Source organism: Bradyrhizobium sp. 186 (genome assembly GCF_023101685.1).
In the GTDB taxonomy this organism is placed as follows: Bacteria; Pseudomonadota; Alphaproteobacteria; order Rhizobiales; family Xanthobacteraceae; genus Bradyrhizobium.
In genome coordinates, this window is record NZ_CP082164.1 from 4765359 (window position 1) to 4786939 (window position 21581).

A 21581-nucleotide genomic window follows, 5' to 3' on the forward strand; every position below is an offset into this window, starting at 1 on the left:
CGATGACGACAAGCGGTCACGGAACTGACGGTGTCGAGCGGCGCGGGCTGATGTTCGTGCTGTCCTCGCCGTCAGGCGCGGGCAAAACAACGTTGTCGCGTATGCTGATTGCGGAGACCCCCGGCCTCCAAATGTCAGTCTCAGCGACAACGCGGCCGATGCGGCCGGGCGAGGTCGATGGGAAGGATTATTTCTTCGTCGACCAAAATCGCTTCGAGACGATGGTGACGAATGGCGAACTCCTCGAATGGGCGAATGTGTTCGGCAATCGCTATGGTACGCCGCGCGGACCCGTCGACGCTGCGCTGGCGGCGGGGAATGACGTGTTGTTCGACATCGACTGGCAGGGGACCCAGCAGCTTCGCGATCGTTCGGGTAAGGATGTCGTTAGCGTGTTCATCTTGCCGCCGTCGGTTGCTGCGCTTGAGCAACGGCTGCATACTCGCGCGCAAGACTCTGACGAGGTCATTCGCGGCCGCATGAAAAAAGCGGGCGATGAAATGAGCCATTTCGACGCCTACGACTACATTGTTGTCAACGACAATATCGGCATTGCTTTCGAGGCGGTGCGCTCGATCCTACGAGCCGAACAGCTTAAGCGCGAACGCCAGGTCGGTCTTGAAGGCTTCGTACGTGGACTGCGGAATCAGCTCGAGAGATAGCTGGCCGCGTCAACCTCGGCCCTTCCTTCGCCAGGCGTTCCAGCATCGTCGTGATGACGTCGATGTCGACCGCATCCTCATCGTGCGAATTTTCAACGTGATCGGCCGGCTCTTCGTCATGGGTATCGTTGGCCGCGAGCTGAGGCGCCGATGCCTCGACCTCAAATTCCCCGTCGAATGACTCGATCTTGGCCTCGTCACGTTCTGCTGCGGCGGGTTTGTGCGCTACAACCATGTCGATCTTGTCGGCGATCGCAACGGGTGTTGCGGCCTGCGGAGGTGCGGCATCGAAGTCCACCGGACGCGGCTGCTGCGTGCGCGGCGTCGCATTGAGCCATGGCGCACGGCTGCCATGCTGATCCTGCGGCTCCCAATCGTCCCAATTCACGCGGCGGTCGCCCGCCTGGACGCGGACGCGTGCGCCGGCAAAACGGTAGATGAGGCTGGCGAGGAGGCCTGCGAGCGCGAGTGCGCCGCCGATGACGAGCAGGAGCATCTGGAGCGAGCCGGTCGGCCTGTCGGCGGACGCATCGGCCGCGGCGAGCGCCACCGGAGCAGCGGGTTTTGCCGGCTTCGCGCTCGGTTGCGCGGCGGCCGTTGCAGGTGGGGTCACCGATTGCGGCGCGGGCGAAGCGACCGTGGCGGAAGCGTCGGGCCAACGTGCATCGAGCGCGGGCTGTTGGGCATTGCTGTCGTTGGCGCCCGGAGATTGGGGCGCGGCCGGTGCGATTGCCGCGCCCTGCGCCGGCGCGTTCGGCATTCTCGGTGCGGCGAAGCTCTGCGGTGTCAGATATTCAGCGCGCGCATCCTGCACCGGGTGCTGCGGCGGCGCCGCTGAATCCGGGGCGGGTGTGTCGGTCGCGGCCTGCGCGCTCTGTGTGGTCGCCTTGCCGTCTTCGGCGCGCAGGTACCAGCATTGCCGCTTGGTGCTGCGATCGAGACGATAGTGCCAATGCTGTCCCTGCGGCGCGGTGCTCTTCGGCGAGGCGAGGCAGTCGGCGGCGGCGGCGTTTGCCGTGCTCGATGTGCTCGGCGCGTTCTGCGACACGGCCGCCAACGGCGCGCCGGCAATGATGCTGGCGAACAGCGTCGAAATGAACTTCGCGGTGCGGTTGCCCATCCTGGTCTCCCGTTTACGCCCGATGCAACTCGTTACCTTCCCTTTCTCATCAAAGAGTTGGGTGGCAATGAGCCGCAAATCCGGAGAGGATGTGGCCTGAATTGGGCCTGCGGCGCGTTCGTTCCGCCGCGAAATCAGGTTTTTTGGGTTCCGCCATTGCTCGGTCGATCTCCATGTCCCAGGGCACCCGTCGTCGCGCCCTGGCCCCGGCGACTGCGCCGGTTGTGGCGCGGGGCCACGGCTTCGCGTTCTCGCGGCAGGTTTTGCCCGAGCCTTGCTTCAACTCGTCGCCCTTCAAAACCAAAGGGCGCAGGGAAGGCCGGGCGCCGGCGGCACCCTTGGTCCGTGCGCTACAGAAGTGCCCACGGTTTGGACCACAGGTGTAGCCGAACGCCCGGCCTTCCCTGCGCGGATGGTTTTAACGGTGTCCTTCGTGCTCTCCTCGGGGAGCGATGCACTATTGCCCCCGTCGCCCTGCGGATGGCTGATGCGCGCGCCCGGTCGGGCCGCAACATCACCGCAAGACTTGACGCACAGACTCCGGGCGTCAGGACCACACGTCTATATCTTGGCATTCGGTGAAACACGCCGAAACTAAGAAAACCCTTTAAAACAAGCTCTTTTCGCCTACCCTGTTTCGGGGTGCTTCGGCGGGTTTCGCCAAATCTAGGCCGAACTTCCCCTCGGGATTTTTGTTAGAGCGTTGAGAGGATTTGAGAAGTTTGGATCGGGCTGATTTTGTAGGCATGTAAATGATGATTTTTGGCTTGCGAATGGCAGGTTTCCGTGATTCGATTCCGGCATGTTCGTCGCCCGCATTCCCAACCGCAACTCACCGCCCGCGATCCTGTTGCGCGAGAGCTATCGCGAGGGCGACAAGATCAAGTCGCGCACGCTGGCCAACCTGTCGCATTGGCCGGATGAGAAGATCGATGCGCTGCGCCGCGTCCTGAAAGGCGAGGAGCTGGTCTCGCCGGCCGAGCAACTGCGGATCGAGCGCTCGCTGCCGCACGGCCACGTGGCCGCGGTGCTCGGCATGGCGCGCCAGCTCGGACTGCATCGCCTTGTCCCGGACAAGCCCAGACGGTTGGCCAGGCTGGCTTTGGCCTTGATCGTGGCACGGGTGATCGAACCGGCCGCCAAGCTGGCCACGGCGCGCCAGCTCAGCGAGGCGACGGCGGCGCATTCGCTGGGCGAACTGCTCGATCTCAGCGCCGTCGACGAGGACGAGCTTTACGAAGCGCTCGACCTGCTCGGCACGGCCCAACCGGGGATCGAGGCGACGCTCGCCAAGCGCCATCTGCATGACGGCTCGCTGGTGCTCTACGATCTCACCTCCAGCTATCTGGAGGGGCGACATTGCGAATTGGCGCGGCATGGTTACAGCCGCGACGGTCGTTCCGACAAGCTGCAGATCGTGTTCGGCTTGCTGTGCGCCGCCGACGGCTGCCCGGTGGCGGTGGAGGTGTTCGAAGGTAACACCGCCGACCCGAGCACGCTGGCCGCGCAAGTCGACAAACTGAAGGCCCGCTTCAAGCTGTCGCGTGTGGTACTGGTCGGCGATCGCGGCATGATCACCAGCGCCCGTATCGAAGCCGATCTGATGCCGGCCGGGCTCGATTGGATCACCGCTCTGCGGGCGCCGGCGATCCGCAAGCTCGCCGAGGACGGCGGCCCGCTGCAATTGTCGCTGTTCGACGATCGCGATATGGCCGAGATCACGTCCCCCGACTTCCCCGGCGAGCGCCTGATCGTGTGCCGCAACCCGGATCTGGCCGACGAGCGTCGGCGCAAGCGCGGCGAGTTGCTGGCGGCGACCGAGAAGGATCTCGCCCGCGTCAAGGCCGCCGTGCAGCGTCAGCGCAACCCCTTGCGCGGCGAGGATGAGATCGGTCTGAAGGTCGGCGCCGTGCTGGGCAAGCGTAAGATGGCCAAGCACTTCCACCTCGCCATCACCGACACTTCGTTCGACTTCAGTCGGATCGAGGATGCCATCGCCAACGAAGCGTCGCTCGACGGCTTCTATGTGCTACGGACCAACGTGCCGGCCGAGAACCTCGACACCGCCGCCACGGTGCGTGCCTACAAGAGCCTGGCCCAGGTCGAACGCGCCTTCCGCACCATCAAGACCGTCGAACTGGAGGTGCGCCCGATCCACCATCGCCTCGCTGGCCGCGTGCGCGCCCACGTCTTCCTCTGCATGCTCGCTTATTACATCGTCTGGCACATGCGCCGCGCGCTGGCCCCGATCCTGTTCGACGATCACGACCGCGAGGCCGCCGACGCCGCGCGCGTCTCGCCCGTCGCCAAGGCCAGAGTCTCGGCCGCGGCCAGAACCAAGGCTAATCGCAAGCACACCCACGATGGCCGGCCCGTGCACAGCTTTCGAACGCTGTTGCAGGATCTCGCCACGCTCACACGCAACATCGTTCGCATCGGTCAGGACGCCCCGGCCGCTATGCTCACAAGTCCAACCCCACTACAACAAGACGTCTTCAATCGGCTCGGCATTCCTATCGCCCCATAATGTAGGCAGACGCGCCGTCACGCCCGCTGGAATTACACGCCAGCTCAAATGCTTACGTCGCTACTCAAGGGGAAGTTCGGTCTAGGGCCCGGCCCCAAGGCCGGCCCTGTTGGTCAAAACCCTTTAGAGTCTGTCCGGGATCATGCTGTTTTTTGGCAGAGCTTTCGCAGCATGAGGCGGATTGAGGCGAGGCGCAAGAACGCCAATGCCTTTCGGTTGAGGCACTCCCAATCCTTGGCCAAACGGCGGCAGCGGTTGAGCCAGGCGATGGTGCGTTCGACGATCCATCGCTTGGGCAAGATCGCAAAACTCTTTGCTGTATCGGAGCGCTTGACGATCTCGACGTCGATTTGCCGGAGGATTTTGCGAACGGCGGACTGAAAGATCGGCCCCTGATAGCCGCCGTCAGCATAGAGCTTCAGCAGGAATGGATGCAGGCCAAACAGCGTGGCCATCACCAGTACCCCACCGTCACGATCCTGGATGTCCGCCGAATGCACGAGGGCGTGGAGCAGCAAGCCTTGAGTATCGACTAGGATGTGGCGCTTCTTGCCCTTGATCTTCTTGCCCGCATCGTAGCCATGCGGGTCGATCCACGCCCCCCTTTTTCCGCGCTCTTGACGCTTTGACTGTCGATGATGGCGGCGCTCGGGCTGGGTTCTCGGTTAGCCAATTCTCGACATTGTACATAGAGCGCGTGATGGATGCGATCGAGCGTGCCGTTCCAAGCCCACAAGTCAAAATAGTCGTGCACCGTGCTGCGTGGCGGCAGGTCCTTCGGGATCGCTCGCCATTGGCAACCGGTGCTCAGCACATACATCAGGCCATTGATCACCTCGCGCACATCGACCGTGCGCTTGTTGCCGCCTCGCTTGGCTGGCGCAATCAGCGGCTCCACCAACGCCCATTCCTCATCAGTCAAATCGCTTGGATAGCGTAGCCGGCTTCGGTCGTAACGACCGCGGTTCTCCTTCGTCCACATGGGCGCCCCTTCGAATCGGACCGCCACCCTTGAATCACAAATGATTCCGATGATTCAAGATGTTCCCGGACAGACACTTAGGAGCCTGAAACCGAAATGGATACTACCACGACCACCGAGCCCGCCGGGAAGCGCGGCCGCAATGGCAGCGTCATCCTGACCGATCGCCTCTGCGAGAAGCGGGCCACCAAGCGGGTCAAATTCTACGACCGCAAATGTCCGGGCCTCTACGTCAGCATCACCACGGCCGGCGTGGCTACCTTTTCCTTCAAGTTCACCGATCGGACCACCGGCAAGCAGCGCACCGGATGGCTCGGCGTCTACAATCCCGAGACCTTCACCGTCGAGGACGCCCGCAGCCGGGTCTACGGCCTCAAGGGCATGGGTGGCGAGGCGCTGGCGGAGACCTTCCGCGACCAGAAGGCGGAGAAGGCGAAGCGCGGCAAGACCGTCGATGAGATCATCGAGGAGCGGATCGAGTGGATGAAGACGCCGGTCAAGAAGCCGGACGGCGAGATGCGGCCCCGGATCGAAAGCTGGGAAAGCGTCGCCAGCCATCTGCGGCGCTTCATCAGGCCTCGGCTCGGCAAGAAGATCGCCAGCGAAGTCACCAAGCACGACATTGCCACGCTATCGAATGACATCGTTGCAGGCAAACACGGCGGCAAGCCGTCGGTCGCCAACGCCCGGCATATGCGGCGCGCGGCCTCGGGCCTGTTCAATTGGGCAGCCGAAGCCGGCCGCGACTACGTGACTGCCAGCCCCTGCGTCAACCTGCCGAAGCTCGATCCCGAACATCCTCGCACCCGCGTTCTGTCGCCCGACGAGATCAGGATCTTCTGGCACGGCCTCGACCGTGACGACCCGCCGTGGGATCGCCGGACCTGCCTCGCGCTCAAGTTCGAGTTGGTTGCCATGCTGCGATCCGGTGAATTGCTGCCCGCCCGCCGCGACGAGTTATTCGACCTCGACGGCGCCGATCCGCTACTTCACGTCCCACTCAAGCGGGTGAAAAAGCGCCGGCAAATCCAGCAGCCGCTGTCCGATCTGGCGGTGGAGATCGTCCGGGAGGCCCTCAGAGGGTCTAACAAGCAATACGTCTTTGCGAGCCCGCTCGGCGATCAGCCGATGAACCGAAAGGTGATGGCGACCGCGCTGCGGGGCACCAAAGTCAAGGGCAAGGTGAAAACGCCCGGCATCTGCGCGCTGCTCGGGCTCAAGCCATTTACGCCGCACGACCTGCGCCGGACGGCGGCGACCTTGGCGGGCGATCTTGAATTTGACGACGCCGCAATTGCCAAGTGCCTCGACCACGCAGTGACGAAAAAGGGCGACGCAATCGTGCCCACCGTCACCGGCAAGGTCTACAATCACTCGCCGCGCATCAAAGAGAAGCGCGCGGTACTCGACGGCGTCGCGGCCGAGTTGCGGCGGATCATCGGCAAGCCGCCCGTCAAGGCCGTTGACCAGAAGCTGCGGCTCGCGGCGTGATCCCCTAAATCTGGAAGCTCCTTAGATTCGGCAGCCCGGTCAGCGCGAAGCTGGCCGGGTTGCTTCTTGAAACACCATGAAACGCGCCATTTGGCTGCTGGTACGCTTGTCCGACGCGCGGGGAAATGGTCCGGGGGCCGCGCGCAAACGTATGGGCAGGCCGTCCGCACGGCGCGGTACGGCTGCCGCACCTATCGGAGCATTGACCTTGCCGGGATCGACCGCAAAGTGCGCGACGTTTTGACCGAGATCGGAACAAGGTAGGCAATGTCTGTTCCCAGAGGCGAAGCGGACCCATCGCAGATATAGCGGAAACGACGCCTTTGACCCAACTCGGACTCCGCCTAATCTCATTTGCGACATTACGCGGCGCGTTGCTTGTCTGACTGTTCCTCGACAATAGTCGCGGTTTCTTCCAACCCCTTTTCGTAATTGCCCGCGAACCTCTCGATGCTGTCGGCCCACATCCTCAGCATTGAGACCTGAAAGTGCATGATTGGCTTCAAGGCATTCATGCCGATTGTAGTTGCTGCTGTGATGCGCCTTTGTGGGTCGCCCGCAGATCGGTTTGCGTTAGAGATATTGTCTGGCATGCTGTTCGCTCCTTCTCTGGTGTATGGTCCAAAACTATGTGTCGGCCTGCGCACGTCGTGACTCTAAACACTCGGCCAAAGCTTGATCTGCCGCGCGTCTCGCGCCTCGGTCATCATGTAATTCGTCCAGATTTTTCAAGTAAGCGACTGCAGCGATTTGCAAGAGATCGAAACCGTACTCGCCAGACGGCATGGGCGGCACAACGGACAGCGTCATTTGCGGACCGGTCCGACGTGCCCTTTGATGCGCGCATGCCCGAACTCAACTGCCGCCGTGATCCCAATGCCAGCCAGGGAAGCTTGGGCTGGTCTACTACGGGGATGTCCGCGCTGGTGAGATCGCTATGAGGAGCGGCAATCCGGACGGCTCCGATCCGTGGTGCTGGCGTTGCGGCTTCTATCCGGGATCGGGTCCTGGCGCACCACTGGGACGGCGGCGACGTTCCAACAGGCCCCGGCAGCGCCCCTTCGCCGATCCTGAAACCGCGCGGGTGTCACCAATTTGTTGGGAACTAGCGTTCGTTCTGTAATTTAATATGTCTAGCGGTGATGGGGTGGTTTCGTCTGCGGTGGAGCGGACGATGAACTCTTCGAATGGCGATAAGCTCCCACCTCAGCAGGTGCAGGAAGATCGTCGCTGCCCTCGCTGCGACCGTCAGCCCCACTTGCTCACCACGCCATTAGATACACGCACGGGCAAGACGGTTCGTATTTTTCGGTGCCCCCAATGTGGCGAGATCACCTCGGCTGAGGAAGGTGCTGATTTGCACTGAAGGAATGCCGAACCCGAGACCAACAAGGACGTGGTGTGGTTTGCGCTGAATGATGACCGACCGCCTTTCGCCTTCGGCGGCATCTGGACCGAGTTCAAAGGCGACCGTGGGCACTAAGTCGAAACCGATCCCCGGACCGCACCTCGTTTACGGCTTCCTGACCATTTCGCCGAATGCTGTGGTCGAGCCGATCCATCCCAAGGCCATGCCGGTAATCCTGACGACAGACGAAGAGCGCGATGTATGGATGCGCGCGGCATGGGACGAAGCGAAGGCGTTGCAACGTCCGCTGCCGGACGATGCGCTCAAGATCGTCATGCGCGGTGCGGATAAGGAAGATAGGCTTGCCGCATGAAATTCAAAGCCGACTGGCCCTACGCCGATGCCGAGGAAGCAGCCCGGACCTCTAGGCATATGGCGGCACCTCGACCAGCGTACCGATTAAACGCAATAGCGCTTGGTGCTCAGGTCCTCTCACGAACGGTCTGGATTTACGTCGATACAAGGAAACAGGTCGGCGACCGTGACCATCTCAAGGTGTTTGCAAACTCGGACCTTGCCGATGAGTGGTTCGTGGTGAACGATCCCGAAGGCGTCGTCTTTGAGTACGAGGTCGTAGGCGTTGCAGATGACGAAACCGGGTCGGGACGTCAACGGCATCGCTAGGACCGAGGCCGACCACCGCATGAAATGATGCCCGGCCTGCGGGCAATGGTATGACATGCGCGATCTCGGTCAGCTCGCAGAGCACATCCACGACCACAGCGAGATTGAAGTATCGGAAGCTCCGGGGCCGCCGCCGCGAGATGGGTCAGTGAGATCAGGCGCGTGACCAAGGATATTATGCGGCACGCAATCGGTGGCGAAGTCCGCGAACCTTGGAATTTGGAGCGGCAGCTTCCAAGAACCTTGGCGCTATCGCGCTTGCCGACGAACGGGTGGCCCACCTGTTGGCTGTTCCGATGAGCCAAAGCAATGTCCGTTTTGCTTCGCATTGCAGACGCAACGCGGACATCGAGCTAAGTCCGAAAAGTGCCAAATAGGAGACACCCGCAGGAGCGCGTACTTATGGTGTTAGTTCGAGGAGGAGCGCTTACACACCCAGATTCATTCTTGCCCAAGTTCGGCGAGAACAGAAAATCACTCTCGGTGAAATGCGGGCCACGGGCCTTCGTCGGCTCCTGTTTATTGCGAAGACTACAAGTGCGCTCACTACGTCAAAGATCAGCGCGGAGCAGTGGCCGGACCATATTCGGTTGTCGCATCTTGAGCCGCTGTTCGTTTGTCAGGTCTGCGGCCACAAAGGCGCCGGCGTCAGGCCACTATTTGATCTGGAACGGATGCCAGAGGCCAATCGACGGCTATGCGCGGAAGATTTTTGGACGAACTCGCCGAAAGCTAATCCCGTTTGCGCGGTCGATGGCGGAAGCAGCGTGATTGCCGAACGAAGCACTGATCGCGCTCAATGTTTTCATCGACGGACGACCTTCAGCGCAACGCCCTCACCAGTGTGGGGCGAGGGAAACTCGAGATCGCGTACGCTTTCCGCGGCATGCGTGAGGTGGCGGAAAGCAGCTACGTCGGCTGGCTTCCCGAGCCAATATCCCTGAATTTGATCGCAGAGTTCGGCGCTCAGGAAACCCAGCTCCTCGCTGGTCTCGACACCTTCCGCCAGCACCGGCAGCTTGAGCCCGCGCCCGATGCCAAGCACCGCGCGAACGATGGTCGCCGCCTGTTCGTTGGTGTCGACCGCCTTGATGAAGGAGCCATCGATCTTGATCTTGTCGAACGGGAATGCCCGCAAGTTCGATAGCGACGAGTAACCGGTCCCGAAATCGTCCATCGCGATGCGGACGCCAAGCGCCTTGAGCTGACGCAACGTCGCCAGCGCCCGGTTGAAGTCGCGGACCAGCGCGGTTTCAGTGATCTCCAGTTCGAGCCGCCCGGGGTTCAGCCCGGTTTGAACAAGGATTCCGTGAACCAGTTGCGTAAACTGCGGATTATGCAGTTGCATCGCCGAGACGTTCACGGCGACTCCGAGCGGATTCGTCCAGCCGCTGGCTTCCGCGCATGCCTGTCTAAGCACCCATTCGCCGATCTGCTGGATCGTTCCACTTTCCTCCGCGACGGGAATGAATAAGGCCGGTGGAACCTGACCGCGCTGCGGATGACGCCATCGCAACAAGGCCTCGAAGCCGGTGATCTCGCGCGTATCAAGCCGGGCTTGCGGCTGATAGGCCAGTTCAAATTCGTGCCGTGCGATGGCGCTGCGAAGATCGTGCTCAAGCATGCGGCGATCGCGTGCCTCAACGCCCATCGCGGCTTCAAAGAAGCGATAAACACCGCGGCCGTCGGTTTTGGCGCGATAGAGCGCGGTATCTGCGTGGGTAAGAAGGCCCCGTCCGTCCCGGGCATCGTTCGGGAAAATCGCTATGCCGATGCTGGTGGAAACGAACGAGGCCGTGGTCGATGATTCGTTTTCGATCCGCAACGCTTCGGCGACTTTCTCGGCGATGCGGCCTACCGCCGATGGACTGGAGAGGTTTGTCGCGATAATCGCAAATTCATCGCCACCGAGCCGCGCCATCATCTGGTTCCGTTCTAGAACTGCCGTGACACATTTCGCGACCTTCTTCAGGAGCGCATCACCGGCGGCATGCCCGAACAGATCGTTCACTTCCTTGAAGCGATCAAGGTCGAGGCAAAGCACTGCAAATGACCGGCCCGAGGCCTGATGCGCTTCGATTTCCTGATCGAGCCGGGCGTTGAAGCTGTTTCGGTTCGGCAAACCCGTCAAGGCGTCGTGGTGCGCCAGAAAATGAATATGCTCCTCAGCTTTCTTCCGGTCACGCAGATCGCGGACGGCGATGGCATGATGCGGTTGACCGGCGAAATCGATCGAGCGAAGGATGAACTCAGCCGGAATGAATTGGCCGTTGACGTCGCGCAATTCAGCCTCGATCCGCTCGCGCGGCCTCGCTACCAGCTTGCGCCTGACGGACTCCTCGGGCAGGCAGATCGCCAGCGATTCGCCGATCACATCGTCGGGGACATAGCCTGTCAGTTCTGTCAGGCTTGTATTGATTGAAACAATCTTGTCGCCGTAGCAGACCAGCAGCCCCTCGGCCGACGCATCGGCGAGACCGCGCATGCGATCGACTTCCAGTTCGGCGCGATGGCGTTCGCGGATATCGAGCGCAAGACCCGCGCAAGCGAGAAACAGGATCGTCAGCGACGCAAGCGCGACGCCGAGCGCAAGCCAGCCAGCCGGCAGCGCCAGTTCCGATACCACGACAGTTGGGTCGGGGATGATCGAAACCGCGCCCATGGCGGTGAAGTGGTGACTGCAGATTGCCAGCGTGAGCAGCACCGCCCCGATAGCCTTCCATTTCATCGACCCGTCGCGCAAACCGGCTGGCAGCGCGGTAGCTCCGATCGCTGCCCCCAGCACGATGGAAACGACAACGAGAAAGGGGTCCCACTGTATCCGTCCGGCGATCTCGAAAGCTGCCATTCCGGTGTAGTGCATCGCTGCGATGCCGCCGCCGACCGTCGCTCCACCGATCCAGCGCCCGGCAGGCACCCTGTTTCCGGACGCGATCGAAAGACCCACGCCGGTGAGCAGGATGGCCGCAACGAGCGATAGCAGGGTGAGAATGATGTTGTATCCGCTCGGGATGCCAGGCGAGTACGCAAGCATGGCGATGAAGTGTGTTGCCCAGATGCCGAAGCCGCATGCGGTGGCGGCGACGCACAACCAGACATCGCGCATGTACCCCGTTGTCTTGCGGACGTGATTGAGGAAGTTGATCGCCGCGAAAGACGCGAGCGCACATACGAGGGCCGCCAGCACCACCAGTCGCAGGTCATGCTCGTAGGCGATGCAGCTGTATATGGTAAACATGCGGATGGCGCCCCCGTGATATATCTTGGTAAGTGCAATTCCATCCGAATCGTGCTGTCGCAACCGTTGCGCAATGCTGAATACGGCTGACGCAATCGACACTATGGTTATTTTCTCCCTGACATAACCCGCCGCCCGTTCGTCGATTGAACAGTCAACGATCCGATAAGGACGGAATTCTTGACCTGCACGGGTAGGCTCGATTTCGGCCAGCCTAGTCGAGGGCAACGTGGTCACATCAGCGTCAGGCCGGGTGGAGGTCTGCCGTTGCGATTTGACGATTCAAAAGGCCATGGTCTGTAAATGAAAGAGGCCGCGAACTGATGGGTGGATGGCCCTGAGGCGGGACTCCGGAAGAGGGTTTGTTCGGACCCCTAACCAGCCGGAACAGCATCCTTCCCTTTGGGGACCGCTCGGCAAGGTGGAGAAATTAATCCACGGCCCGGCTGCGCGGTAAGTACGCATTTCTACGAACCGTAATCCCACGGGGTCAGCACCGCTCTCTCGAGAGCGCATCGTGATCAAAAGGGGCCACTGTTAAAAATCAAAAGGGACCATTCACCAACTTATTGAGTGGAAAGGGGTCAGATCGGCAACTTAGAACCTTTCCTGAACTTCTCAGGTAGCCGCACGACTTACCGAGTGTCTGTTGCGGGTCAATCACGCCGATTTTGTCATATCCGCTATACGTCCGGTTACCGGCTGATCTCGGACATCGGTCGCAAGGCCAAAGCCGCCCGGACATGAGCGCGTGGTGGTGGCGATAGGCAGCACCGCCTCAGTGTTGACAGATGCTATCGCGCGAGAGTGGCCCTCAAACGCCAAACGAGTGCCTGATCTCCCTCAGCATCGACACTTCCTTCGCCATCAACCCGGTCGGCCGCCCCGTGGATTTAAAGATGACTTTGATCTCCTCGATGGCCTTTTGCGTATCAGGATGATCGAGGTCGATGCTCCGCAATTCATCTAGAGTGTGAGCCACCAAATCACGGGCAACTACTGAAGCGGATGAAGGAGAAGCGCGCCGTGCTCGACGGCGTCGCAGCGGAACTGCGGCGGATCATCGGCGAGCCTGCACCAACGAGCCAAGCGGAAACCGAACTGCGTCTCGTAGCCTGAGCTTTCTGGAAGCCCGATCCCATTCCTTCGCGGCGCTAGGTTCTAGCGCCGCTGAGACGCCGTGAAGCGCGCCTTAACTTCGCCAAGTCTTGGCGCTCAGGTAGGACCATTGAGGCCGCCGACCTGACCCTAGACGGCCTCACAGCGCTTCGGCGCTGCAACGCGGCATGGCGAGGCAAGGCAAGGCAAGGATTTCGACCTTGCCGGCTCTTAAGGCGAGCGTGGTCAGGGCCAAGGGCCCAAGGTCTCCCTCAAACCGATGGAGACCCAAAGATGGAAGAACTACAGGAGCATTTCGTCGAAGTGCTGAGACAGTGCATCGATGACGGGATGAAGCTGCCCTTCATTCTATGCGCCATGAGCCCCAACGGCAGTGTGCTGGTGACGCGGATTAATGAAGGTCGCGGACCGGACACGCTGGCGCAGCACGTTGAGGACAATGCCTTCAAGACGCCCATCAACGTGGTGGTGGTTGACCATGATGGCGAGGCGGCGCGGGTGGTAATCAGACCTGGCGAGATCAGCTATCAATAAGCCGCCCATCAAACGACAAGCCCGGTCAGCAAGAAGTTGGCCGGGCTTTCCTTTGAAACACACTGAAACGCGCTATTTGGCCGCTGATGCGTTCGCACGATCGCCGCTGTGTTCGCGCGCGGAGCCGGAATTAACGCACGCGTGGGACGCGCTGCAAGCGCTCGAGGCGGAACGCGAGGGTTATCCAATCCCGGTCTTGTCGAGTTCCTGCTGAACGACATGCGCGTGCTCAAGCATTTCGTCGAGCTTGCATTCGATCTGGCGTTTGAGGTCGGCATCGGTGACGCCTATTGCGGCGTCACGCGCGCGCTGCGTGGCTTCGGTTATCTCGGCGAGCAGTTTCTCTAGCTCTTGCTTCTTCTCGTAGACGGTCTGTTGCTTACCCATTCGGGCCTCCAGCTAGCGCCCATGCCCACATCAAAAGGTAGGTGCCATTGCGGCACCAATCAGGCCACATGCCCATCTTTTCGCTCAGCCCTGCCGCCATCGTTGATTTTTCGCCCAACGTGGCGTGCTCGGGCGGCAGATAATCCGGTGGGCTAGTGATGGTCCCGTCTTGCGGCGGCCGAAGCCCTGCTGCTGGTAGTCGAGCGCGGCGGCCCGACCCATGTTCGCCAGGATTGGCATCCGTGATAGACAGGGTCCATGTGCAATCTCTACAGCGTCACCACGAACCAAGAGGCGATCCGCGCTCTGTTTCGCGTGGTCAACCGCTATGTCGGCAATCTGCCGCCGATGCCGGGCATGTTTCCGGACTATCCGGCTCCGGTGATCCGCAACAACGACGCAGGCCGTGAGATGATGTTGATGCGGTGGGGCATGCCATCGCCGCCGCGTACCGGCGGGCCGCCCGTCACCAACATCCGCAACACGTCATCGCCCCATTGGCGCGGCTGGCTCAAGCCAGAGCACCGTTGCTTGGTCCCGGCGAACAGCTTTGCCGAGTATGCGCCAGAGGCGAACCCCGACACCAAGAAAAAGGATGTCGTGTGGTTCGCACTCAATGAGGAGCGCCCGCTGTTCGCGTTTGGGGGCATCTGGACCGAGTTCAAAGGCGATCGGGGTACCAAGTCCAAGCCAATCCCCGGTCCACACTTGGTCTACGGCTTTCTAACGACCTCGCCGAACGGGGTGGTTGAGCCGATCCACCCGAAGGCCATGCCGGTGATCCTAGAGCCGGCTCCGCAAATTTGAACAGGTCGATAAGTGGAATTTCTGCCTGACAACGGCGATAATCGCCGCGAGCAGGAGAGACCATGAGCAAACGACCGCGCCGGAACCACACACCGGCTTTCAAGGCGAAGGTGGCGCTTGCCGCCGTCAAGGGCGACCGGACGATAGCCCAACTGGCCGAACACTTTGATGTCCACCCCAATCAGATTACGGCCTGGAAGGCCCAGTTGGAGGGCGGTGCTTCCGGAGTTTTCGGATCGGGGAACACGGCGCCGTCCGCGCCTGCGATCGACGTGAAGTCGCTGCACGCCAAGATCGGGGAGCTGACGCTGGAGAACGATTTTTTAGAAGGCGCGCTCACCAAGGCGGGATTGCTGAGCGCAAAGCGATGATCGACCGTAAGCACGATCTGTCGATCACCAAGCAAGCAGAGATTTTGAAGGTCAGCCGCGGCAGCGTCTACTATCTGCCGCGGCCGGTTTCTTCTGCCGACCTCGAGATCATGCGGCAGCTCGATCGGCTGCACCTGGAGTATCCCTTCGCCGGTTCGCGTATGTTGCGAGGCCTGTTGGCTTTGCAAGGGTGCAAGATCGGCCGCCGGCATGTGAAGACGCTCATGCGGCGGATGGGGATAGAAGCGCTCTATCGCCGTCCGCGCACCACGAAGCCCGAACCCGGCCACAAGATCTATCCGTATCTGCTGCGCGGCATCGAGATCACGCGGCCGAACCAGGTCTGGGCGATGGACATCACCTACATTCCAATGGCGCAGGGCTTCGTCTATCTCACCGTGGTGCTGGACTGGGCGACACGTCGTGTCCTGTCGTGGCGGCTGTCGATCACGATGGAGGCGGCCTTCTGCGTCGAGACGCTGGAGGATGCTCTCGCGCGTCACGGCAGGCCGGACATCTTCAACACCGACCAAGGCTCGCAGTTCACTGGTGCGGCCTTCACCGGCGTTCTCGCCGACAACGGCATCGCCATCAGCATGGATGGCAAAGGAGCCTGGCGCGACAACGTGTTCGTTGAGAGACTGTGGAAAAGCGTCAAATACGAGGAGGTCTATCTGCGAGCCTACGAAACCGTCAGTGAGGCGCGACATTCGATTGGCCGGTATCTCGACTTTTACAACGGACAACGACCACATTCGAGCCTTGACGACCGCACCCCGGATCAAGCCTACTTCGATCTTCCTCCGCTCCGCGCGGCGGCCTAACCCCGGCAGAAGCTCCACCTATCGACGCGGAGATTCTGTTCAGACAACCGGGGCCAGCTCTCCTCACGACCGACGAGGAGCGCGACGTTTGGATGCGCGCGCCGTGGGACGAAGCGAAGTCGTTGCAGCGACCGCTGCCGGACGAAGCGTTGAGGATCGTCGCACGGGGCGAGGATAAGGAAGACAAGGCCGCCGCCGCGTGACCGATAGCGTGGTCGAACTGGGAGGCCCGACGATGTTTGCCCGGATCGGCGTCATGAAAGCATTGAACCGGGGCCACGTTCGGGAGTTTAACCTATCTCTCAAGGACCCTCACTGGGGACGCCGCAAGCTGGCGCGAGATCGATGAAAACGGTTTGGATTTACGTCGATACCAGCAAACAGGTTGGCGATGTTGATCATCTCAAGGTGTTCGCAAGCCCGGGCCTTGCCGATGAGTGGTTAGAGGAGAACTCCAACTAGCGGGGAGCGAAATGGCTGAAAGAATCGATGTCGAGGTTACCGGCAAATCGCAGTTTGAAGTCGCCTACGAGATGGCGAGATTCATTCTCATCAACATGGAAGGTCGTCAGGTGAAAAGCATAAAGCGGCAAGAGTTGTTGCATTTGGTAGCTGACTGCATCGAGACCTTGCGCGGCATCAAGGTCAGGGAGATTGTCAGCTAAAAAGTGAGGCTGGCACTCCTGGCAGGGTCCAAGCCTGCTCTTGTCCGCACAAGCAAGCAAGTTGGCGACAAGGTTTGCGAGCGAGGACGCCGCCGAAAAATGGTTCATGGTGAACGATCCTGAAGGTGTCGTGTTTGAATACGAGATCAAAGGCGTTGTAGATGACGAAACCGGGTCGGGACGTCAACGGCATCGCTAGGACCGAGGCCGACCACCGCATGAAATGATGCCCGGCCTGCGGGCAATGGTATGACATGCGCGATCTCGGTCAGCTCGCAGAGCACATCCACGACCACAGCGAGATTGAAGTATCGGAAGCTCCGGGGCCGCCGCCGCGAGATGGGTCAGTGAGATCAGGCGCGTGACCAAGGATATTATGCGGCACGCAATCGGTGGCGAAGTCCGCGAACCTTGGAATTTGGAGCGGTAGCTTCCAGGAACCTTGGCGCTACCGCGTTTGCCGACGAACGGGCGGATCGCCTGTTGGCTGTTCCGATCAACCATAGCTATGTCCGCTTTGCTTCGCATTGCAGACGCAACGCGGACATCGAGCGAAGTCCGAAAAGTGCACAAGAAGAGAAGTGCGATCTAACCGCTCGTCGCAGCGCGATAGAAGGCTTCTACCTTCTCCAGGTTTTTTGAGTGAGTGCCCTCGTGATCGGTTCTTGTTTTCGAATCAACACCGGCAGGTCGCACGGACCGAATAGCTTCTTTGACATTGTCTGGTCCGAGGCCGCCAGCAAGTATTACTGGGGTACGAACACTCTCCACTATCTTTCGACTGATGCTCCAGTCATGCGTCACGCCCTGCGCGCCGATTTGCGCATCACCTGTGCGATGACTATCAAGCAGGATCCAATCGACAACTCCATCATATGCGTGCGCCACACCTACCGCCTCAGGTCCGGTGACAGGTACGCTGCGCATGAATTTGGTCTTTGGCAGGGACTTTCGCAGCGCCACGACAAGATCAGGCGTAAGCAATTCGCTTGATGCGCCGAGATGGACGATGGGCGGATCAAGCTCCTCTGCCATCCGTTCGATAAGAGCGACATCCGCCGAGAGGAACAGCGCGGAAAGTACGGACGGCGCCCGGATCATCTTCATAACGGCTGACGCCTTCTGGACCGGAAGTTCGCGAGGGAAGGCACCATCGCCGACGAGCACGCCAACATGATCCACGCCGATTGTCGATATCGCCTCGGCTTCCGCAGGTGTCGCCACTTCGTAAATTTGCGTCAGCATTGTCTAACATCCACGCTGCGAGCCACTCAGTTGCCAGCCACTCAGTTGAGTAGACAGGATCGGCTGGTCTTGGGTCAATGTCCCCGTTGGGTCAAAGCACTAAATCGCTGCGCGATAGCCCGCTGAAGCGGGGGGCTTAGCCGAGGGTGCGGGAACCTATGAGAGATCATCGGTAGCCGGCCGGTCGGCCTGTCTTGAAGATCGAGGGTGTCGTCAACCTCATCCAAGACAGGAGTTGCCCATGAGTACGGTTACGGTCAGCCCGTTGCGCCAGCGCATGATCGAGGACATGAATGCACGCAAGCTCTGCGCGGGGACGCAGAGGGGTCATGTTCACAGCTGCAAGCGGTTTGCTAGGTTTCTCAAGCAGTCCCCGGACACGGCCACGGCGGAGGATATCCGCCGGTTTCAACTGCATCTTTGCCGAGACGGGCGCGAGCATCTGCAATCGCAACCGCATCATGACCGGGTTGCGGTTCTTGTTTCGCGTGACGTTGCGGCGACTGGATCTTGCGGCCGAGATTTATCACCTCCGTGAGCCGCAGAAGATTCCGCTGGTGATGAGCCAGGACGAGACCCGGCGCCTGCTCGCGGTCGCGAGTAGCCTCAAGGTGCGCGTGCTGCTCAGTCTCGGCTATGGCTGCGGCCTGCGCGCCGGCGAGGTGGTCAGGCTGAAGGTCAAGCACATCGATAGCGCGCAGAGGATCATTCGGGTCGAGCAGTCCAAGAGCCGCAAGGACCGCAATGTCATGCTGTCGCCCGACACGCTCGACCTGCTGCGCCAATGGTGGAAGACGCGCCCGCCGAGTTACGATTCCACAACGCCCGTGGCGGAACGCTGGCTGTTTCCCGGCCGCAAGCCCGGTAAGCCGGTGACAACCCGCCAACTCAACCGCCTGTTCCATGAGGCGGCCGATGCGGCCGGAATCCGCAAGGGCGTAACGCTCCATGCGCTTCGACACTCCTTTGCCACCCATCTCCTTGAACGTGGCACCGATATTCGCGTCATCCAGGCGCTGCTCGGAAGGGCGACATACTGCCCGCGAACAACAGGCTGAAGCACGCATCACTTACCGATTTCATCCTCGCTTCGGGGAGACGGTAGGTGTTAGGCGGCGGCTTGAGCGAGGTGGCGCCGCGTTTCTCGTTGTTCACCAACTTGACGGCACCTTTGCCTGCCTTCCGGCGTGGATGACTGACGAGGCTGCGTCCCGATTCGAGATCAGCGTTGAGCCGCATTTTCCCCTGAATGTTCTTCGCTCCCTACGCAACGAGGTCGATGCGCTTCTAGGCTTTCTGGCGTCCGAATCAAAAACGGAGCGACTAGAGAATGACGCAGCGATCCGAGAATTTCCAGCCAAGCCTGTTCGAGGCCGAGCGACCGTGCGTCGAACTGCGTGCAGCTCAAAAGAGCGAGCTCGCGATGGTCATCGAGGTGCTGCTGCGCGAGATCGCGGCGGCGCTGGCAAAGGCGGCAAGCGGGGGGAGCGGCGATGACCAAAATCACGACTGAGCATCTCGCCCGCAACGCCTGCGTCTACATCCGGCAATCGACAGCAGACCAGCTCGCGCATAATCATGAGAGCCGACGGCGCCAATACGGCCTCGTCGATCGCGCCAAGCAGCTTGGCTGGAGCAACGTCGAAGTCATCGACGACGACCTCGGCCGGTCCGGCGGCGGCATCGCGCGTCCCGGCTTCGAGCGGCTGCTTGCAACGATCTGCGACGGCCGTGTCGGCGCTGTGCTCGCGATCGAGGCGTCGCGTCTTGCCCGTAATGGCCGCGACTGGCATACGCTGATCGAGTTCTGTGGATTGGTCGGCACGCTCATCGTCGACGAGGACGGAATCTACGATCCTCGCCATCCCAACGATCGGCTGCTGCTTGGCATGAAGGGCACGATGAGCGAGCTTGAACTCTCGATGTTCCGCCACCGCTCGCAGGAAGCGCTGAAGCAGAAGGCGCGCCGCGGCGCGCTGGTCCTCGGTGTCGCCGCCGGCTATGTGAAGATCGGTCGCGATCGCATAGAGAAGAATCCGGACAAACGCGTGCAGGACGCCCTGCAGCTGGTCTTCACCAAGTTCGCCGAGCTGCAAAGTGCTAGACAGGTGCACATCTGGCTGAGAGAGGAGGGCATCGAGCTGCCGGTCAAGTCGCGCCAAGGAGAGGCGCACGGCGTCGTGTGGCGACTGCCGGCCTACAACATCGTGCACAACATCCTGACCAATCCGATCTATGCAGGTGCCTACGCGTTCGGGCGCACGACGAGCCGTGTGAGTGTCAAAGGTGGACGCAAGCATGTCCGGCGTGGTGTGCAAAAGCCCATGGCGGAATGGGATGTCTTGATCAAGGATCACCACGCGGCCTACATCACCTGGGACGAGTTCGAGCACAACCTCGAGGTGATCGCCAACAATGCGACCGGCATGAGCAGCGCACTCGCTCGCGGAGCAGCTCGTAAAGGCGAGTTGCTGCTGCCCGGACTGCTGCGATGCGGCCACTGCGGCCGCAAGCTCCATGTGCACTACAGCGGCAAGATCGGCCGCTACAATTGCTACGGTGCGCGTACGAACCACGGTGCCGCGCGCTGCATTTCGATCAGCGGCTTGAGCATCGACGCAGCGATCAGTAACGAGGTCCTGCGCGTGCTGAAGCCGCTCGGCGCCGAGGCAGCACTCAAAGCGATCAAGGCGCAATCGAGCACGACGACCGCGGCCGAGCGCCAGCTGGAGCTGTCGCTGCAGCAGGCGCGCTACGAAGCCGCGCACGCGCGCCGACAGTACGACGCCGTCGACCCGGCAAACCGGCTGGTCGCCGGCGAGCTGGAGCGCCGCTGGAACGAGGCATTGCAGGCTGTCGCAAAGCTTGAAGGAGAGATCGCCGCCCTGATTGCGCGCCGTCCGCCGCCGTTCGGTGAGCCGGAGCGCCAGCAATTGGTGGCGCTCGGTGCTGATCTGGAGCGCGCCTGGTTGCATCCCGCTGCAACCGCCGCAACGCGCAAGCGTATCCTTCGCGCGGCACTCACGGAGATCGTCGTGCGCAGGGACGGCGCAATCATCCATGCGGTCCTGCACTGGCAAGGCGGCGATCATACCCAACTGCAAGTCAAACAGCGACTGAATGCGGCCGGCCGGCACAATCCACGCATCCCCGACGACACGATCGCACTCGTGCGTGAGCTGGCGCGGCTGATGCCCGATCGGCAGATCGCGCGCCTGCTCAATCGCGCTGGCGTGGAGACCGGGCACGGCAATGCCTGGACGCAAGAGCGCGTGTGCGGCTTCCGCAATCACCACGACATCGCCGTCTTCCGCGACGGCGAGTGGGCGGAGCGCGGCGAAATTACGCTCGAAGCGGCAGCAAAACTCATCGGCGTCTGCAACATGACGGCCTTGCGTATGCTCCGCCGCGGCGACATCAAAGGCCGACAAGCTTGCGTGGGCGCGCCTTGGGTGATCAGGGCCGAGGACTTGGCAGGTTTCGCCAAGGGAAAGCGTCGGAAGCCTCCGCTAACACAAAATGCCACGCAGCGGGTCCTTGACTTTCAATGAGTTAGCCGAGGTGCATTATGAATCGT

The 21581-nt window shown here is 61.2% G+C and carries 16 protein-coding genes and 2 pseudogenes; 11 read left to right on the forward strand and 7 right to left on the reverse strand.

The features are described from left to right. Positions 1-2 precede the first annotated feature (2 nt). The gene (gmk, locus tag IVB18_RS22735; RefSeq protein WP_247991176.1) at positions 3-662 is read left to right on the forward strand and encodes a guanylate kinase; all 660 of its coding nucleotides are present in this window, start codon (positions 3-5) and stop codon (positions 660-662) included. On the opposite strand, the gene IVB18_RS22740 is transcribed toward gmk, so the two are convergent. Continuing rightward, positions 595-1782 carry a hypothetical protein gene (locus IVB18_RS22740; RefSeq protein WP_247991177.1) on the reverse strand — a complete coding sequence of 396 codons (1188 nt, stop codon included), beginning with the start codon at positions 1780-1782 and terminating at the stop codon, positions 595-597. The two genes, gmk and IVB18_RS22740, sit on opposite strands and share 68 nt — an antisense overlap. Before the next feature lie 802 nt (positions 1783-2584). Here IVB18_RS22740 and IVB18_RS22745 point away from each other — a divergent pair. Next, entirely contained in the window at positions 2585-4309 is a 1725-nt protein-coding gene (locus tag IVB18_RS22745) for an IS1634 family transposase (protein ID WP_247983724.1), read from the forward strand. A gap of 140 nt (positions 4310-4449) precedes the next feature. Here the strand turns inward: IVB18_RS22745 and IVB18_RS22750 are convergent. Beyond that, positions 4450-5291, reverse strand: a protein-coding gene (locus IVB18_RS22750) for an IS5 family transposase (protein WP_247801096.1) whose coding sequence is annotated in 2 segments (ribosomal slippage) — positions 4450-4919 and positions 4919-5291 — 843 coding nt in all. Because the reading frame shifts where the segments join, the coding sequence is not laid out codon by codon here. Between the two features lie 96 nt (positions 5292-5387). Between IVB18_RS22750 and IVB18_RS22755 the strand changes: the two genes are divergently transcribed. Next, complete coding sequence (locus tag IVB18_RS22755; protein ID WP_247991178.1) at positions 5388-6782, forward strand: site-specific integrase; 1395 nt, start codon at positions 5388-5390, stop codon at positions 6780-6782. 362 nt (positions 6783-7144) lie between these two features. On the opposite strand, the gene IVB18_RS22760 is transcribed toward IVB18_RS22755, so the two are convergent. Then, positions 7145-7375: a hypothetical protein gene (locus IVB18_RS22760; protein ID WP_247991179.1), complete on the reverse strand. Its 231-nt coding sequence runs from the start codon at positions 7373-7375 to the stop codon at positions 7145-7147. Between the two features lie 785 nt (positions 7376-8160). Here IVB18_RS22760 and IVB18_RS22765 point away from each other — a divergent pair. Both IVB18_RS22765 and IVB18_RS22770 read left to right on the forward strand, forming a co-directional pair. Further along, positions 8161-8503 (forward strand): annotated as a pseudogene (locus tag IVB18_RS22765) (SOS response-associated peptidase family protein); the annotation flags it as partial. Beyond that, the gene (locus IVB18_RS22770; RefSeq protein ID WP_247991180.1) at positions 8500-8814 is read left to right on the forward strand and encodes a hypothetical protein; all 315 of its coding nucleotides are present in this window, start codon (positions 8500-8502) and stop codon (positions 8812-8814) included. The pseudogene IVB18_RS22765 and the gene IVB18_RS22770, both read left to right, overlap by 4 nt. Positions 8815-9619: 805 nt before the next feature. On the opposite strand, the gene IVB18_RS22775 is transcribed toward IVB18_RS22770, so the two are convergent. Beyond that, complete coding sequence (locus IVB18_RS22775) at positions 9620-12052, reverse strand: EAL domain-containing protein (protein WP_247991704.1); 2433 nt, start codon at positions 12050-12052, stop codon at positions 9620-9622. A gap of 1392 nt (positions 12053-13444) precedes the next feature. Between IVB18_RS22775 and IVB18_RS22780 the strand changes: the two genes are divergently transcribed. Further along, complete coding sequence (locus tag IVB18_RS22780; RefSeq protein WP_247991181.1) at positions 13445-13705, forward strand: hypothetical protein; 261 nt, start codon at positions 13445-13447, stop codon at positions 13703-13705. A gap of 180 nt (positions 13706-13885) precedes the next feature. On the opposite strand, the gene IVB18_RS22785 is transcribed toward IVB18_RS22780, so the two are convergent. Next, a complete protein-coding gene (locus IVB18_RS22785) occupies positions 13886-14092 on the reverse strand; it encodes a hypothetical protein (protein ID WP_247991182.1) in 207 nt (68 codons plus the stop codon). 258 nt (positions 14093-14350) lie between these two features. Between IVB18_RS22785 and IVB18_RS22790 the strand changes: the two are divergent. Both IVB18_RS22790 and IVB18_RS22795 read left to right on the forward strand, forming a co-directional pair. Beyond that, positions 14351-14878 (forward strand): annotated as a pseudogene (locus IVB18_RS22790) (SOS response-associated peptidase family protein); the annotation flags it as partial. Between the two features lie 83 nt (positions 14879-14961). Next, positions 14962-16094 (forward strand): IS3 family transposase gene (locus IVB18_RS22795; RefSeq protein WP_247986008.1). Its coding sequence is split into 2 segments (ribosomal slippage): positions 14962-15217 and positions 15217-16094, totalling 1134 coding nucleotides; the frame shifts between segments, so codons are not numbered across the junction. Between the two features lie 458 nt (positions 16095-16552). Here the strand turns inward: IVB18_RS22795 and IVB18_RS22800 are convergent. Beyond that, a complete protein-coding gene (locus tag IVB18_RS22800; RefSeq protein ID WP_247991183.1) occupies positions 16553-16867 on the reverse strand; it encodes a hypothetical protein in 315 nt (104 codons plus the stop codon). A 480-nt stretch (positions 16868-17347) separates the two neighbouring features. Beyond that, entirely contained in the window at positions 17348-18004 is a 657-nt protein-coding gene (locus IVB18_RS22805) for a phosphoribosylanthranilate isomerase (protein ID WP_247991184.1), read from the reverse strand. 461 nt (positions 18005-18465) lie between these two features. Here IVB18_RS22805 and IVB18_RS22810 point away from each other — a divergent pair, with 461 nt between their 5' ends. From IVB18_RS22810 to IVB18_RS22820, 3 genes are all read left to right on the forward strand, one after another. Further along, a complete protein-coding gene (locus tag IVB18_RS22810) occupies positions 18466-19062 on the forward strand; it encodes a tyrosine-type recombinase/integrase (protein ID WP_247990529.1) in 597 nt (198 codons plus the stop codon). Positions 19063-19334: 272 nt separating this feature from the next. After that, entirely contained in the window at positions 19335-19517 is a 183-nt protein-coding gene (locus IVB18_RS22815; protein WP_247531465.1) for a hypothetical protein, read from the forward strand. Continuing rightward, positions 19498-21555 carry a recombinase family protein gene (locus tag IVB18_RS22820; protein WP_247991185.1) on the forward strand — a complete coding sequence of 686 codons (2058 nt, stop codon included), beginning with the start codon at positions 19498-19500 and terminating at the stop codon, positions 21553-21555. Before IVB18_RS22815 ends, IVB18_RS22820 begins: the two co-directional genes overlap by 20 nt. The last annotated feature ends 26 nt before the right edge of the window (positions 21556-21581 follow it).